The following is a 15,203-nucleotide window of genomic DNA, read 5'->3' as shown; positions in this document are numbered from 1 at the left end:
GCCGCATTGGAAAAACACCGCGACCCACAAAATGATGCGCTGGTTGACCCGTTGGATCAAGCCGCATAACCATGAAATCCGCAGCGTCGCCCGAAACGCTTTTCAACATCGTTCGGGACATTCCCGCGGCGCGTCCTTTGCAGAGCACATCCTGCCGACGATCACAAAGGCCGGGGGAGAGGCGCGGGCAGACACCAGAGTCGAAACGCTGGTCATCGATAATGGGCGGGCCGTTGGCGTCCGCACGGCAGAGGGAGAGGAAATCCGCGCAAAGTTCGTGATCTCCAATATCGGGGCGCGCGAGACCGTAAACTCGCTTTTGCCCGAGGGGAGCGGACATCAGGACTGGATCGAAGAAATCAACGCATTGCCCCACTCGGTGGCTCATTTCAGCCTCTTCATGGGCTTTGAGGGCGATATCGAGGGTGCTGGAGCGACCCGTTCGAACCACTGGATATACCCAGGTGGAAAGGTGGACGTCGTCTGGACCGACGCTCCCGACAATCCACCCCAGGGCATGTTCGTTTCGTTTGCTTCGCTAAAGGACAGTGCGCACGATCCAGGCCCGTCCCGCAAATACGCCGGAGAGATCGTGGCGTGGACCGACTGGTCGGTGGTGGAGAGGTGGGCCCGGCTGGAGCCTAGCGCACGGGGCGAGGACTACCGGGAGTTCAAGGAAAAGGTCGAGGATATCCTGTTCGCGCAGTTCGAGACATATTTCCCTGACCTCGCCAAGCTCGTGGTATTTCGCAACCTATCGACGCCCCTCTCCACCGAGGCGATCACGGGACATCATCACGGCGGTTTCTACGGCATAGACGTCACGCCCAAACGTGTGCTGAGCGACGCACTCCAAGCAAAGACTCCCGTGCCAGGCCTTATCCTTTCAGGTCAGGACGTCTTGACCCCGGGCATTCCCGGAGCCCTATGGGGTGGAATCTTCGCCGCCGCCAGCATTGATCCGAAGGTCTGGCGCGAACTTCCTAAGTAGGTTGTGGTTTTTGTGCCCTGTCACCGTAGAATGGCTGCAATAGCAGACTTTCGGTCGGCAAATTCGAACGCCCGTTTCCTCCGCACAGTGGACCTACATGTTTCGCACGCCCCGTCTCGTTGCTTGTGACAGAAACACACTGAGCGCCTCACGGAACATAACATAAAAGCCCCCCGAACTGCTGTTCGGAGGGCTGAGATCTGTCTTGAATGTCTGCCGGTCCGGCTAGGATGGATAGTAACTGCGTACCAGGGCGGTTGCGATCAGGCTCCAGCCATCGGCGACGACGAAGAACGCCAGTTTGAACGGCAGGGAGACCACTGCGGGTGGCACCATCATCATACCCATTGACATCAGGATCGCAGCGACGACGAGGTCGATGACCAGAAAGGGGAGAAAAACCAGAAATCCGATCTGAAAGGCCCGCGCGATTTCCGACAAAAGGAAGCTGGAGACCAGCACCGACAGCGGCGCATCGGGTGTCGGGTCGATGCCTTCTGTGGCAGGGCGCAGGTCGGCAATGGCATAAAACGTGTCTGGATCCAGCCGGTTTGCCATGAAGGCTCTGAAGGGCTCCAGACCCCGGGTAATGCCGGTTTCGACGTCGACCTGTTCTTCGATCAGCGGGTTGATCCCGTTTACCCAGGCTTCGTTGAATACAGGTTCCATCACGAAATAGGTGAGGAACAACGCCAGACTGATAATCAGCATGTTCGGCGGGGCTTGCTGCAAACCGATCCCTTGGCGCAGGATCGAAAGAACCGTAACCAGGAAAGGAAAGCAGGTGATCATGATCAGCAGACCCGGAGCGAGGCTCAGGACCGTGATCAGCAGAATCAGCTGGATGGACCGCGCCGAAATCGACTGTCCATCCGCCAATGACAGGCTCAATTCTTGAGCAACGGCGGCCTGCGGCAGGGCCAGCGCCAGAAAAAGCGCCAGCGCCGCATAGGCGATAGGTTTGTGTGTCATCCCAGCCCGTTTTGCAGATCGGCAATTTCGGTCAGGCGCACAGCCAGCTGGCCAGCCTGATCGCCTTCCATTTCTTCCAGCTGACCGCGGGCGACCAGACGGTCCCCGACATAGAGGTCGACCGGATCCTCGACCCGTTTGTCCAGAGTCAGGATCGCGTTTTCGCCTAGGTTGACCAGATCGCGGATCAGTGGCCGGGCCTTGCCGACCGAAACAACCACTTCCACTGGAACCGATACGAAGGGGTTGCTTGCATCGGTGGCTTTCATATTGAGTTCGGCTGCATTATCCATACTGGCTGTCCTCTCTGACATGATAGGTAAAGGCGTCGATCGAACCATGAATAGATTCGAGCAGCGCGGAGCTGTTTAGTTCGCGTTCGGAGGCGCCGACACGCAGATAAGCCTGACCTTCGGCCAGGGTATCGTCTTCCTGAACTTTCACCGGAACCGAGATGTTTTCCGCAACAAGGGCACGGACCGCGTGGCTTTCGCTCGGCGACACCACGATCTGCATCGCCTGATCGGTCTGGAACCGGGCCATATCGGTCAGTTGATCAACGATGTGGTGGCCAAAGGTGGCTGACATAGCATCCGGCAGGACCGAACTGGTCAGTACCTTGAACATCGGGTCCAGCGATTCGATGAGCTGTGTCTGCGCCTCGTGGTAGGTAAAATTCAGGTCTTCAAGCGAACTGGCTAGAGTAGCCGAAATACGCGTCGCTTCCTGATCCTTTGCGCTGACGGCGTCTTCCCAGCCGGCGCTGTATCCCTTTTCAAAGGACACAAGCCTTTGTTCTTCGACGACCTCCTCGGAAAGGCCGGGATCAGGGACTTCGACGGCTGAACCGCCGCCGAAGTCTTCCAGAAGATGCGTGATACTCATCAAACTCGCTCCTCGTTCTCTTCCAGCCAGCCGCGCAGAATCTGGACGGTTTCTTCCTGACGTTCACCGATCATGGAGCGCAGCCTGTCGACGGGGTTTTCGCCACCACCACCCAGTGCGGGCAGTCCGCCCAGGTCGTCCAGGCCGCTACCCATGCCGGGCATATCTCCCAGCGGAGCGAAATCGCCGCCCATGTTGTCCTGAATTTCTCCGTCCAGGGCGAGATTCGCACCCATGTCCGGGTTCGACATGAAGTCGCCACCTCCGCCTAAGGCGGGCAGATCAGGCAATGCACCGCCGTCAGGTGCGCTCAGCGCGGCGACAGAGGATCCTTTGTTGGACAGAATCGGACGGACGACGAACAGGCCAAGGATCAGGGTGACCAGTGCCAGGGCGCCCATCTGGATCAGCGACATGGCGTCGAAATACAGATTGTCCATGAAGGAGCTGGTGGCCACCGTGCCCTGCGGCTCGACAGAGGGAAGATCCATCGACTTCAGGGTAATCACATCACCGCGGTCCGCGTTAAATCCGACAGCGGCCGAAATCAGCTCGCGCAGGGCTTGCAGTTCTTCTTCGGGGCGCGGTTCGAAGACGGTTTCCCCGGCTTCGTTGGTCGCCATGCCACCGTTGACCAGCACCGCGACGGTGAGACGCTTGATGGCACCGGGGCCGCGCACGATCTCTTTTTCGGTTTCGGAGATCTCGTAGTTTACCCGTTCCCGCGTTGCGCTGGTGTTCGCCTTGGAACCCTGGCCCGATGCAGCATCCCCATCGGGAATATTCGAGGCGACGGTCACCTCTCCGGCCTGGTTCTGAGACGAATCGGCGCGTTCTTCCACATCGGTGCTGATCGCAACACGGCTTTCCGGGTCGACCCGCTTTTCGCGGATGGATTCGGTGTCGGTTACGGTCTCGACACTGACTTCAACCACTGCGTTGCCATGGCCGACTCGGGCCTCAACAAGACGCATGACCCGATCGCGGATGGATTGCGACCTGTCATCGGAGCCTGCACCCGCTGCTGCTGCAGCCTCGGTGGATCCGATCAGGGCACCATTGGCATCGATAACGGCGACGTTTTCCACCGCAAGGCCGGTGACGGCCGAGGCAACCAGAAAGCGAATCGCGTTGGCCTGCGCCGGTGTAATGGGCGACCCCATCGGCACCACGGATACCGATGCGGTGGCATCTGCGGTCCGCTGGAAAGGATTCGTTCCAGTATTGGCAATATGGACTCGCGCTTGGGTGATATGCGGGCTGCCGACGATGGTCCGGGCCAACTCGCCTTCTTTTGCACGCCAGTAGGCGGCGTCGAACATCTGCGAAGTCGTTCCGAACCCGCTGAGCGAATCGAGCAGTTCGTAACCGCGCCCGCCATTTGCCGGAAGCCCCTCGCTTGCCAGGGTCATCCGAAGCTCGTCGCGTTTGTCCGAGGGCACATAAATAGAGCCGCCGCGGACTTCATATTGGATGTTGCGCTGCTCAAGCGAGCTCACCACATCTCCGGCCGTGCCGCTTTCCAGCCCGGCATATAACAATTGCATTGTTGGCTTGGTTGCCAAATTGGACATCGCCAGGATGCTGAGAATCACGGCCAAAGTCGCGCCAATTGCGATCAGGCGCTTCCGTGTATCCAAACCTGCCCAGACATTCTTGATCTGCTGCACATTAACCTCCGTCGCACCGGCGTTCTGTCCGGCGTGCAACCTTTTTGAACTAACGGCCTTAACATTCGGTTAGTTCCTCACGGGTTATGAAGAGGAGCACGACGTTTTAGGGATAGCCATGACAGACGCTGTAGTAGATACAGAAGAACCAGCCAAAAAAAGCAAAATGCCCCTGATTATTGGGGTTGTGCTTGCGGTAGCTGGTGCGGGCGGCGGATTTTTCGCCGTTCAGTCAGGCCTTCTTCCTTTTGGTCACAAAGCAGCGCCCGAATCGGCGCATATGACCAAAGAGGCGCCAGAAGGCGTGGATAGTGGTGAGACGGCAGAGGATATTGCCAATCTTGCCTTCATCGAAATGGAACCGATTGTGATATCGCTGCAAAGTCCCAGTGGCATTCGGCATTTGCGGTTCCGTGCACAACTAGAGGTCGATCTTGTCCATCAGGCCGAGGTCGAAAAAGTCCTCCCACGAGTTGTCGATGTACTGAACAGCTATCTACGCGCTTTGGAGGTTAAGGATCTTTCCGATCCGATGGCCCTGCCAAAACTGCGCGCACAGATGCTGCGGCGGATCAATATCGCGACCGGACAGGGTCGCGTGAGGGATCTGCTGATCATGGATTTCGTACTAAACTAGGAGGACAGGATGGACCTTATTGCTGATATCCTGCTTGCAGCCGGAGCTCTTGGAGCTGGTTTCTATTGTCTGGTGCTGTCGCGCCGGTTGAAACGGTTCAACGATCTGGAAAAAGGCGTCGGCGGTGCCGTCGCGGTTCTTTCGGCGCAGGTGGATGACCTGAACAAATCTCTCGTTTCGGCCCAGAAGGTGTCGGATGGCTCCAGCAAGGCGCTGGAACAGCTCACCGGACGCGCAGAAACGGTCGCCCAGCGGCTGGAATTGATGATGGCTTCGATGCATGACATGCCGGAAGCCGCCGTGCCGGAAGCGTCGCTTGCTGCTGAGGAACGTGATGCCCTGGCGGAAGCCTACGATTCGCAGGACGCGCCCGCAAAGCCTGCTGACGATGCGTCCGGCGGTTCTGGCCTGATGTTCGTTCGCCACAGCCGCGGTCAGAATCGGGTGGCGTGATGAGCGAGAAGAAAAAGAAATCAAAGAAGGGCGCTCGCGCAAAAAGCGGCACCCTGATGATGATTGCGCTGCTGCTGATGGGATCAGCATTGGTGCGTCTTGGTCTGGATGCCGGCCCGGCGATCGCCCGTGAAGTTGCCAGCCTTCAAAAGGAAGGTGGCGAAGAACACGCGGATAAGGGCGAGATGCGCAGCGAATCGATGCCGTCCTCGGCAGAACTGCAGGCGATGCTGGCTGCGTTCAAGGAACGCGAAGCGGCTCTTGCAGCCCGCGAGGCTGAAATCGAGGACCGTATGAAGGCGCTGGAGATCGCGGACCAGGCGATCGACACCAAACTCGCAGCGCTTCAGGATGCCGAGGAGAAGCTGAAATCCACTCTGGCTCTGGCCGATGGTGCGACCGAAGCGGATGTGGCCCGGCTGACCACCGTTTACGAGCAGATGAAGCCAAAAGAATCGGCTGCACTGTTTGAAGAAATGGACCCGACATTTGCGGCTGGATTTCTGGCGCGCATGCGTCCCGAGGCAGCGGCTGGCATCATGGCCGGTCTGAGCCCCGAAGCGGCCTATACGATCAGCGTTGTGCTGGCCGGAAGAAATGGCGCCGTACCAACGGAATAACTTGGGCCGGTCGAACTTGGCCCAGTTGATTAGTCTTTTTTAATCAGACTCACCTAAGCTTCTATAAAGCAACACAATTCGGAGTGAACCTGTGATCGGGATTATAGGTATTGTCGTCATCTTTGCCATGGTTTTTGGCGGATATCTGATGGCTGGCGGCAAGATGGGCATCATCCTGAAGTCGCTTCCTTTTGAGCTGATGATGATTGGCGGGGCAGCGGTCGGCGCCTTTCTTATCAGCAATGACATGAGCGGTATCAAACACACGCTCAAAGACGTTGGAAAAGTCTTCAAGGGCCCCAAGTGGAAGCCGGATGATTACCGAGATCTTCTGTGCCTGCTCTTTTCCCTGATCCGGATCGCCCGCGCGAACCCGGTCGAGGTGGAGCAGCATATCGAAGACCCCGAGAATTCGTCGGTGTTCAATAAATATCCGAAAATCGTGGCCGACAAAGAAGTGGTGAATCTGATTTGCGACACCATGCGCTCGGCCTCGATGAACTACGACGACCCGCATCAGGTCGAGGAGGTTCTGGAAAAGCGGATGGAAGCCAACCTGCATCACGCAATGCACGGCAGCCACGCGCTTCAGACTATGGCAGATGGCCTGCCGGCCTTGGGTATTGTTGCGGCGGTTCTGGGTGTGATTAAGACCATGGCCTCGATCGACCAGCCGCCAGAGGTTCTGGGCAAGATGATCGGCGGCGCCCTGGTCGGTACCTTCCTTGGCGTGTTCCTGGCCTATGGCCTGGTTGGCCCCTTCGCCAGCAAGGTCAAATCGGTGACCGAGGAAGACGCGCATTTCTATCAGCTGATCCGCGAAGTACTGGTGGCCAACCTGCATAACCACGCGGCAGCAATTTGCATCGAAGTCGGGCGTCAGAATACCCCGTCTCACATCCGCCCCGGTTTTTCGGAACTGGAAGAAGCTCTCAGATCGGTGAAACAGGACGCAGCATGATTTGGCGCGCACTCGCGATAACTGCCACAGTTTTGGCCAGTCTTCTGGTCTCGGGCGAAGCCCGGGCCCAGACGATCGTGGCCCGCTCAGGTGAACACGACGGATTTTCCCGGCTGGTTATGCGTCTGCCCAATGGGGCGGACTGGTCGCTGACACAAAGTGGCCGGAGTGCGACATTGAACATCGGCGCCCGGGACATTGTGTATGACACGTCCCGCGTCTTCAACCTGATCCCACGGGACCGGTTGCAGGCCATCGGACAGGCTGCGCCCGGGCAGCCGTTGCGGATGGATCTGGGCTGCAACTGCGAAATCCGGTCTTACGTGCAACGCGATGGCTATCTCGTGATCGATATCCGTGATGGCAACGATGAACCAGTCTATTCCACCGCAGGCAGTGGTGCCGCCGTAGGCAGTGGTCAGCCCTTCGTGCCCTCCCTTCCTTTGCAAACCGCCGAGCAGCCGAAAACCGAGCAACCGACATCCGGTTACCGGTTCAATCTGGGACAAAGCGCCATCGCGGATGCCCGCCTGGCGCTGGATCTCGCTGCAGCCGTAGAACGCAACGCACCGCCCGCACCTGCAGCCAATACAACCCGTGTACAGGCGCCCGCTGAACAAGCTCAAACGCAACCCGAGACCTCTCCTCAACCGGAGCAGCCGCGCCTACCTGCGCTCTTGCCGCTGGAGCGGCTTGCTGAGGCAAGAGGCTTGCCCGCGCCCAACTCTGTCGAGGCCAATATAGGCGAAGCGCAGGGTGAGGCGAAGCTGCCGGAAGTGAATCTGCTGCTTGATATGGAAGAATCTGCCCGCGTCGCGACGGTGAACGCCTCTGAACAGCGCCTGCTGCGCCAGATTGGCCGCGCCGCGAACCAAGGCCTTTTGGACATCGCCATCGCAGGTGGGCAGATCGATGCCGGACAGCGGCAGATCAATCCGCTGGACCGGGATGGGCGTCCACTGGATCCGCTGGATAATATTTCCATTACATCCGCGGTTGATCGGGAGGCGGGGCTTATCGCCCGGGCCCGTGATGAAGAGGATGAATCCGAATTGTGCCTGCCTGATCAGGGTATTGCCGTATACAACTGGGGCAATGATAGCTCCTTTGCCGATCAGCTGGGGCCGCTGCGGGGCGCACTGGTGCGCGAGTTCGACGACGTCAACCCGGCAAGCGTGCTGGCTCTGGCGAAGCTCTACATCTTTTTCGGCTTTGGCGTCGAAGCCAAGGCGATGCTCGAAGTCATGCCTGGGGATCAGCTAGCGCCAGAAAAAAGAAATGTTCTTAATGCTTTGGCAGATCTCGTCGAAGGCGAAACATTGCCGATCAACCATCCGTTTTCGGGCCAGCAGATCTGCGATGGTGACACTGCCCTGTGGTCGGTTTTGGCTGATGGCGATATCCGGAAAGGTGCCAATACCGACGCCATTCAGCAGGCGTTTGGACGCTTGCCTGTGCATCTGCGGGTGCATCTTGGCCCCAAGATCAGTTCTCTTTTCTCCGAGGCAGAGCAATACCACGTGGCCGAGGCCATCCTGAGGTCGGTGAACCGGACCGGTGTTGATCACGTGCCGGAAATGAATATGGCCGAGGCTGCGATTGCCGATCTGGCAGGAGACACTGAAAAGGCAGCGGAAAAACTGACCGAAGCCGTAGCCGAACGCACGGAGAACACCCCGGTTGCCCTGATCGAGCTGATTGCGCTCAGCTATAAGGAAGGCAAGGCTCTGTCGCCGGACGTGCCGGATGTTGTTGGCTCTTATGAGCACGAGAATCGCGACGGCGAACTGGGGGCGGATCTGCGCAAGGCCGAGATCACCGCCCTGGCGCTCACCGGACGTTTTCACGATGCATTCCAAGAGCTGAAGGAACTCAGCAACCGCGATGGTCCGGCCGCCCGCACGGCGGCTCTGGAACCTTTGATGACTCTTCTCACTGAGCGCGCGGACGACGTAACCTTCCTCCAGTATGCGCTGGTCTTTGCGATGCAATCCACCGCTAGCGAAGCAGCACCGGTTGCCGACACCATCGCGCGTCGCTTGCTGGATCTCGGGTTCGCAGAGCAGGCCATGTCGTTGCTTAAGAAGCTGGCGCTGGAGCCCGAAAATGAGAAACGCCGTGAGATGCTGGCCGAGGCCGCCCTGGCCCTGGACAAGCCGCAGCGTGCTTTGGTTGAGTTGATGGGGCTGGACAGCACCGAGGCCAACCGCCTGCGCGCCGAGGCGCTGTGGCGCAATGGTGAATACGGCCGCTCGGGCGAATACATGCAGGTGGCCGAGGACAAGAACGCGGCCGCACGCGGCTTCTGGCATTCCGAAGACCTGGACGCGATCCAGTCGCTGCAGGCGGATGAAGGGACCCCGTTTCGGCAGGTTGCGGACATGACCACTGAAATCGGCGAAGAGGCGAAGGATCCTGAAGGTCTGACCCCACTAGCCCATGCCCGCGCCCTTGTCGAAAGTAGCCAAGGCACTCGCGGCGGGATCGAGGATCTGCTGAAACAGCTGAAAGCGGCTCGGGGTGAAACTGAATAAATGCAGGCCCATTTCGGCCCGTGGACCGCTCTCTGGTGAGGGCGGTCTTTGCGTTAAATGATAACGGTTTGTAAACCGTCTTTGCCTAGCTTGAACCGCGGAAGAATCCGCAATTGGAACGGGCAGAATGCCGGAAAAACAACAGATACTATGCCTGGTCGGGCGGCGGGGCCTTGGGCATCCGCTGGGTCGTGATCAGGTCTCGCCGTCTTGGGGTGATTCAGCCTCACCTAGGGCGCCGCAACTTTCCTTTTTATCAACGCTTGGTCGGGCGGGGAGAGGTAGCCCTCGGAGCAACCCTAACGCCCTGCGCTTGCGGCAGTTGTCTGGTGGCCGGTGGCGACCCTCTCCTGTGCAATCGTTTACGTACTCTCAGCAGGTTGCGGAGCGTGCTCAGCCTGTCCTGACATCTTTGACATAGGGGACATTACAGGTGCCCAAGATTACTCCACAACAGCTGTTCAGTCCGACGGTGCTTCTGGCGTTGGCATTGATGGCGATCATCGTGATGATGATTCTGCCGATGCCATCCTGGGTGCTGGACGTTGGCCTCGCCGCCTCCTTCGGCCTAGCGATTCTGATCTTCACCATCACGCTCTTCATTGAAAAACCACTGGATTTCTCGTCCTTCCCGACGATCCTGCTGGCCTCCCTGATGTTGCGGCTGTCGCTGAACGTCTCCTCGACAAAACTGATCATCGGTCAGGGTCATACAGGGACGGATGCGGCTGGTGACGTGATCCAGGGTTTTGCCCAGTTCGTGATGGGCGGCAGCGTGTTCCTGGGCCTGGTGGTCTTTGGCGTTCTGCTGATCGTGAACTTCATGGTCATCACCAAGGGCGCGGCCCGGATGGCCGAGGTTGGCGCCCGTTTCGCCTTGGACGGGATGCCGGGTAAACAGCTGGCCATCGACAGCGATATGTCCGCTGGTGCCATTGACCACGCCACCGCCCGGGCTCGCCGTGAAAATGACCAGCGTGAAACCACATTCTTTGGCTCGCTTGATGGTGCATCGAAGTTCGTCAAGGGTGATGCGGTTGCCGGTCTGCTGATCACCCTGCTGAACCTGGTGATGGGGCTGGTGATGGGCGTGCTGGTGCATGGCATGCCAGTCGGCAGTGCCTTTGAAACCTATGCCATCCTGACCGTCGGCGACGGTCTGGTGTCGCAGATCCCGTCGGTAATCATTTCCATTGCCGCAGCCCTGCTGCTGGCGCGCGGCGGTGCCACCGGCGCCACCGATATCGCCCTGTTCGAGCAGTTCGGCAAACACCCGGCGGCGTTGACCACCGTCGCGGTCCTGATGGTTCTCTTCGCGCTGGTGCCTGGTCTGCCGTTCCTGCCCTTTATCGTTGGCGGCGCGGCCCTGGGTTTTGCAGCCTATCGCATTCAGATGAACAAGCAGAATGCCGAAGAGGCGGAGGTCGAAGAACAACTTGAGGAAGCCGCCAACCCGGCGCCCTCCAAGGCGCTGGGTGATGTGTTGGATCTTGACGACCTGCACCTGGAGTTCGCTTTGGATCTGGTGAGCATGGTTCTGGACGCTGGCACCGGGCTTGATGCAAGAATTGCCAATATGCGGACCCATATCGCCACCAGTTTCGGTCTGATCCTGCCGGAAATCCGGCTGACGGATCAGGCGGATCTGGAAATGGGCACCTATGTCGTAAAGGTCCAGGGCGTGGAACAGGCGCGCGGCACGCTGCACCCGGATATGGTGCTGGCGCTGATGCCGGACAACCACTCGGCACTGCCGCCCGGCACGGATGTGACAGAGCCTGTCTATGGCGCGCCTGCGCGCTGGATCTCCGCCAATAATCAGGACGCTGCTGCTGTCGCCGGTGCGACTGTGGTAACGCCGCCTGAAATCCTGGCAACCCACCTGCTCGAGGTGATCAAACAGAACTTCTCGCGGCTGCTGACCCTGAAATCGCTGCGCCGCCTGCTGAACGAAATGACCGAGCTGTCGGATGCTTTCCGGGCCGAGGCAAACCGCAAGCTCCTGGATGATCTGGTGCCGGACAAGGTGCCGATGGATACGCTACATTCGGTGCTGCGCCTGCTGCTGGATGAACGCGTGTCGATCCGGAACCTGCCGCTGATCCTTGAAGCCATTGCAGAGGCACGGGTGCACACCACCCAGCCCGAACTGATCTGCGAGCACGTGCGTCAGCGCATGGGGTTCCAACTGGTTGCAGAGATGAAGCGCGAAGATGGTACCATTCCGCTGATCCAGCTGGCGCCGGAGTGGGAAGACACCTTCTCGACCTATCAGGTGGACACCCAAGGCGGAGGGCTCGATATTGCGCTGCCGCCGGACATGTTCAACCGCCTTGCCGAAGGGCTGAGCGAACGGCTCAACACGATAACGGAGCAAGGGATTTTTGCCGCCGTCGTCACGTCGACCCGGCGCCGCCGCTACCTGCGCACGATCCTGAAATCGCGCGGCATCACCAACCCGGTGCTGTCCTTCGAGGAAATCGGGCTGGAGGCCCGGCCGGCGCTCGTGGGTATGGTGCAGGCATGAACCTACTGGATCTTCCCCCAGGGCTGGTTGCGCTCCTGGGGGCGGGTTTTTGGCACGCGGCCATCGTATTTCTGCGGATTTCGGCGATGGCATCGGTCTTGCCCGCCTTTGGTGAGCAATATGTTCCCGTTCGGGTCAAACTGGCTGTGTCCCTAGCGTTCACCGCGATTGTGGCTCCTGCGTTGCCACAGATCCCAGCTCCTACGGGTGTATTGCAATATGCCGGGATTGCCGCCAGCGAAGCGGTGATCGGGCTGGCGCTTGGTGTCGGAATCCGGTTTTTCGTTCATGCGATTCAGACTGCAGGGACCATTGCGGCCCAAAGCACCTCGTTGGCGCAGGTTCTGGGTGGTATCGGTGCAGAGCCAATGCCGGCCCTGGGCGCTGTGCTGTTGATTTCGGCACTTGCTTTGGCGGTCATGATGGGGCTGCACGTGCGTGTGGCAGAATTCATGATCCATTCCTATGAGGCCTTTCCCGTCGGCGTTTTTCCTGCTGCGGGTGGCCTGTCCGAGTGGGGGGTCCAGCGGATTGCAAAAAGCTATTACATGGCATTCACATTGGCGGCTCCTTTTTTGATCGCGGCGGTGGTGTATAATCTGGCTCTTGGCGTTATTAACCGGGCGATGCCGCAGCTGATGGTGGCCTTTGTCGGTGCGCCGGTGATCACCTTCGGCGGCTTGTTCATTCTGATGGTTGGAAGCCCGGTCATCCTGGACGTCTGGATTCGGTCACTGATGACGTTCCTTGCCGATCCCGGAGGCAACATACCATGAGCGGCGGGCAGGACGACGATTCAGATAAGTCATTCGAGCCAACGGAAGAAAAACTCCGAAAGGCCCGGGAAAAAGGCGAAGTCGCCAAATCCACCGATCTCTCGGTCGCAGCCGCCTATCTGGGGTTGGTCGTGGCCATGTATGTTTCGGGCAGCGGTATGGTTGAGGGCTTCGGAACCGTGTTGATGTCCCTTCTCGACCAGCCGGACCGACTGGCCAAGCAATTGTTCACCGGCGCTGCAACGGCCCCCGTCGGCGGGATCCTGATCGCATTGGCAGCCCCCCTGCTGCCGATGTTCATTCTGCCCTTTGCTGCGGTGTTGCTGTCGATCCTGGCGCAGCGCGCACTGGTCTTTGCGCCCAGTAAGCTGGAGCCGAAGATTTCAAAGATCTCCATCATTTCGAATGCGAAGAATAAATTTGGTCGCTCGGGCCTGTTTGAGTTTTTCAAAAGCTTCCTGAAGCTCGTTCTCTATTCGATCTGTCTTGGGGTCTATCTTTCCTACCGCTTGCCCGAGATGATCGCTTCTTCCGGCACCGGTGCCTTTTCCGTTGTTATGATGCTGGCACAGCTGGGGATGGAGTTTCTCATTCTGGCCTTGTTGATCTCACTGCCCATTGGCGTGGTGGACGCTGCGTTTCAGCATGCCGAACACAGGCGGAAGAACATGATGTCGCGTAAGGAAGTCCAGGATGAGGTGAAGGATTCCGAAGGCGATCCGCATGTGAAGGGGCAACGTCGGCAAAAAGCCCAGCAGATTGCCATGGGCCAGATGATGGCTGATGTTCCCAATGCCGATGTGGTGATTGTCAACCCGACTCACTATGCGGTTGCGCTGCAGTGGAGCCGCGAAAAAGGCGCTGCTCCTAAATGTGTTGCCAAAGGGGTGGATGAGGTTGCCGCCGCAATCCGCCGGGTCGCCAACGAAAACGCGGTACCGATTCACAGTGATCCACCTACCGCCCGGGCATTGCACGCCACGATCGAAATCGGGGAGGAAATCATGGAAGAACACTATGCCCCCGTCGCGGCGGCCATTCGGTTTGCCGAGGCCATGCGTGAGCGGGCGAAAGGAGGGGTCTGATGAAGCAGAAAATGCTGGATCAAATGGCGGCGGTGACTTCGGCGCAGTATCTACGCGAACATGCGCGGGTGAAGCCGATTCTGGATGAGGAAGCCCGTTTGCGCGGCCAACTGGCCAAGTTGAACGCCCATGTGCAGGCCACGCGCAGCGAAGCAGAGGGCGATCATGCGATGAAGGCATTGGGGGCCGATCTCTTGTGGGAAGGCTGGCACACCCGGACAAAACGGAACTTGAACACCGAACTAGCCCAGGTCACCGCAAAGAAACTGATGGCGATGGACAAGTTGCGCAAAACTTTTGGTCGCAAGACGGCCATCGCGGACATGGCCAAGGCCGAGCGCGACCAGCACAAGGCAGCGCGTATCAAGGCGTTGCAGGAAAAGCTGTTGAATTAAGTCCCGCTTCTTTGGGCGCCCGACCAACTCCGAAACAGAAGCGGCGCTGAGAAATCATCAGGTTAGGACATCAGGGCTTTGGTGATAGGCGAAACGGACAATTGAAGCGAAACAGTTACAGGCGAAACGCAAAAGGCCGGACCAATCGAGGTCCGGCCTTTTCGTTGAATACGGGCAAGCTGTATCAGACGTCCTGTCGGGAAATGTCCATGATCAGAACATCAAAGACGTCGTTCCCCAGCTGTCGCCGCGCAGCTTCGCGTAGTGCAGTGCGCAAAGGGTTCATCACGTCAGAACGGGTAAACGCACCTTTGAAACCGCCCATGTTTGCATGGTCAAACAGCACCTGCAGGAATACATCGCGCAGTTTCGGCTCATAGATGCGGATTTTATCCGCCATACCGGGGCTGGTTTCCAGGCTGAGGGCGATCACCACCATCGAGGTCAACTCGTCCCGTTCAACAACTGGAACGATGAACTGGTTGGGAATCTTGATGTATTCGTGCTCCCCGCCTTCCATGGCAGGGGCAGCGCCGTGCCCGGCGTCCATTTTTTCTGTGGGCGCGGCCATGTGCTCTTCCTCGGCCGCGGCCATTCCATGGTCGGCGGCCGGTTCGGGCGCCATCATGATCCCGGCGCCAATTCCAGCGCCGGTGCCCACAATCAGCAGGATGAGAGGCAGTATCTTTGCAAGCAT

General features: G+C 58.8%; 15 protein-coding genes. 10 read left to right on the top strand and 5 right to left on the bottom strand.

Going from position 1 to position 15,203, the window contains the following annotated elements; genetic code table 11:
• Window positions 1-991: FAD-dependent oxidoreductase (locus tag AAFO90_RS09125; protein ID WP_347509209.1), on the top strand; the 991-nt coding region annotated here is incomplete at its 5' end.
• A 225-nt stretch (window positions 992-1,216) separates the two neighbouring features.
• Here AAFO90_RS09125 and fliP read toward each other — a convergent pair.
• Genes fliP through fliF form a run of 4 tightly spaced genes read right to left on the bottom strand, consistent with a single transcriptional unit; the run spans window position 1,217 to window position 4,518 of the window.
• Window positions 1,217-1,963: a flagellar type III secretion system pore protein FliP gene (fliP, locus tag AAFO90_RS09120; protein WP_347509208.1), complete on the bottom strand. Its 747-nt coding sequence runs from the start codon at window positions 1,961-1,963 to the stop codon at window positions 1,217-1,219.
• The gene (locus tag AAFO90_RS09115) at window positions 1,960-2,256 is read right to left on the bottom strand and encodes a FliM/FliN family flagellar motor C-terminal domain-containing protein (RefSeq protein WP_065272123.1); all 297 of its coding nucleotides are present in this window, start codon (window positions 2,254-2,256) and stop codon (window positions 1,960-1,962) included. Before AAFO90_RS09115 ends, fliP begins: the two co-directional genes overlap by 4 nt.
• A complete protein-coding gene (locus AAFO90_RS09110; protein WP_347509207.1) occupies window positions 2,249-2,848 on the bottom strand; it encodes an ABC transporter ATP-binding protein in 600 nt (199 codons plus the stop codon). The genes AAFO90_RS09115 and AAFO90_RS09110 overlap by 8 nt, the downstream gene beginning before the upstream one ends.
• Window positions 2,848-4,518, bottom strand: a complete 1,671-nt coding sequence (fliF, locus tag AAFO90_RS09105) for a flagellar basal-body MS-ring/collar protein FliF (protein ID WP_347509206.1) — start codon at window positions 4,516-4,518, stop codon at window positions 2,848-2,850. The genes AAFO90_RS09110 and fliF overlap by 1 nt, the downstream gene beginning before the upstream one ends.
• A gap of 118 nt (window positions 4,519-4,636) precedes the next feature.
• Here fliF and AAFO90_RS09100 point away from each other — a divergent pair, with 118 nt between their 5' ends.
• From AAFO90_RS09100 to AAFO90_RS09060, 9 genes are all read left to right on the top strand, one after another.
• Window positions 4,637-5,155 carry a flagellar basal body-associated FliL family protein gene (locus AAFO90_RS09100; RefSeq protein WP_347509205.1) on the top strand — a complete coding sequence of 173 codons (519 nt, stop codon included), beginning with the start codon at window positions 4,637-4,639 and terminating at the stop codon, window positions 5,153-5,155.
• 9 nt (window positions 5,156-5,164) lie between these two features.
• Window positions 5,165-5,608 (top strand): hypothetical protein, encoded by a 444-nt coding sequence (locus tag AAFO90_RS09095; RefSeq protein ID WP_347509204.1) that lies wholly within the window; start codon window positions 5,165-5,167, stop codon window positions 5,606-5,608.
• Window positions 5,608-6,228, top strand: coding sequence for a hypothetical protein (locus tag AAFO90_RS09090; protein ID WP_347509203.1), 621 nt, complete (start codon window positions 5,608-5,610; stop codon window positions 6,226-6,228). The genes AAFO90_RS09095 and AAFO90_RS09090 overlap by 1 nt, the downstream gene beginning before the upstream one ends.
• 91 nt (window positions 6,229-6,319) lie before the next feature.
• Window positions 6,320-7,189 carry a flagellar motor stator protein MotA gene (gene motA, locus AAFO90_RS09085; RefSeq protein WP_065272128.1) on the top strand — a complete coding sequence of 290 codons (870 nt, stop codon included), beginning with the start codon at window positions 6,320-6,322 and terminating at the stop codon, window positions 7,187-7,189.
• Entirely contained in the window at window positions 7,186-9,723 is a 2,538-nt protein-coding gene (locus tag AAFO90_RS09080; RefSeq protein WP_347509202.1) for a hypothetical protein, read from the top strand. The genes motA and AAFO90_RS09080 overlap by 4 nt, the downstream gene beginning before the upstream one ends.
• Before the next feature lie 433 nt (window positions 9,724-10,156).
• Window positions 10,157-12,250: a flagellar biosynthesis protein FlhA gene (gene flhA / locus AAFO90_RS09075; RefSeq protein ID WP_347509201.1), complete on the top strand. Its 2,094-nt coding sequence runs from the start codon at window positions 10,157-10,159 to the stop codon at window positions 12,248-12,250.
• Window positions 12,247-13,026, top strand: coding sequence for a flagellar biosynthetic protein FliR (locus AAFO90_RS09070; protein ID WP_347509200.1), 780 nt, complete (start codon window positions 12,247-12,249; stop codon window positions 13,024-13,026). The genes flhA and AAFO90_RS09070 overlap by 4 nt, the downstream gene beginning before the upstream one ends.
• Complete coding sequence (locus AAFO90_RS09065; RefSeq protein WP_347509198.1) at window positions 13,023-14,111, top strand: flagellar type III secretion system protein FlhB; 1,089 nt, start codon at window positions 13,023-13,025, stop codon at window positions 14,109-14,111. The genes AAFO90_RS09070 and AAFO90_RS09065 overlap by 4 nt, the downstream gene beginning before the upstream one ends.
• Window positions 14,111-14,506 carry a hypothetical protein gene (locus tag AAFO90_RS09060; RefSeq protein ID WP_347509197.1) on the top strand — a complete coding sequence of 132 codons (396 nt, stop codon included), beginning with the start codon at window positions 14,111-14,113 and terminating at the stop codon, window positions 14,504-14,506. Before AAFO90_RS09065 ends, AAFO90_RS09060 begins: the two co-directional genes overlap by 1 nt.
• A 184-nt stretch (window positions 14,507-14,690) precedes the next feature.
• Here AAFO90_RS09060 and AAFO90_RS09055 read toward each other — a convergent pair whose 3' ends face one another.
• Window positions 14,691-15,203, bottom strand: a complete 513-nt coding sequence (locus AAFO90_RS09055; RefSeq protein ID WP_347509196.1) for a flagellar basal body-associated protein FliL — start codon at window positions 15,201-15,203, stop codon at window positions 14,691-14,693.

Source organism: Phaeobacter sp. CAU 1743, assembly GCF_039839315.1.
GTDB lineage: Bacteria > Pseudomonadota > Alphaproteobacteria > Rhodobacterales > Rhodobacteraceae > Phycobacter > Phycobacter gallaeciensis_A.
The sequence above is the reverse complement of the archived record's forward strand: the minus strand, read 5'-3'. Positions and strand labels throughout refer to the sequence as shown.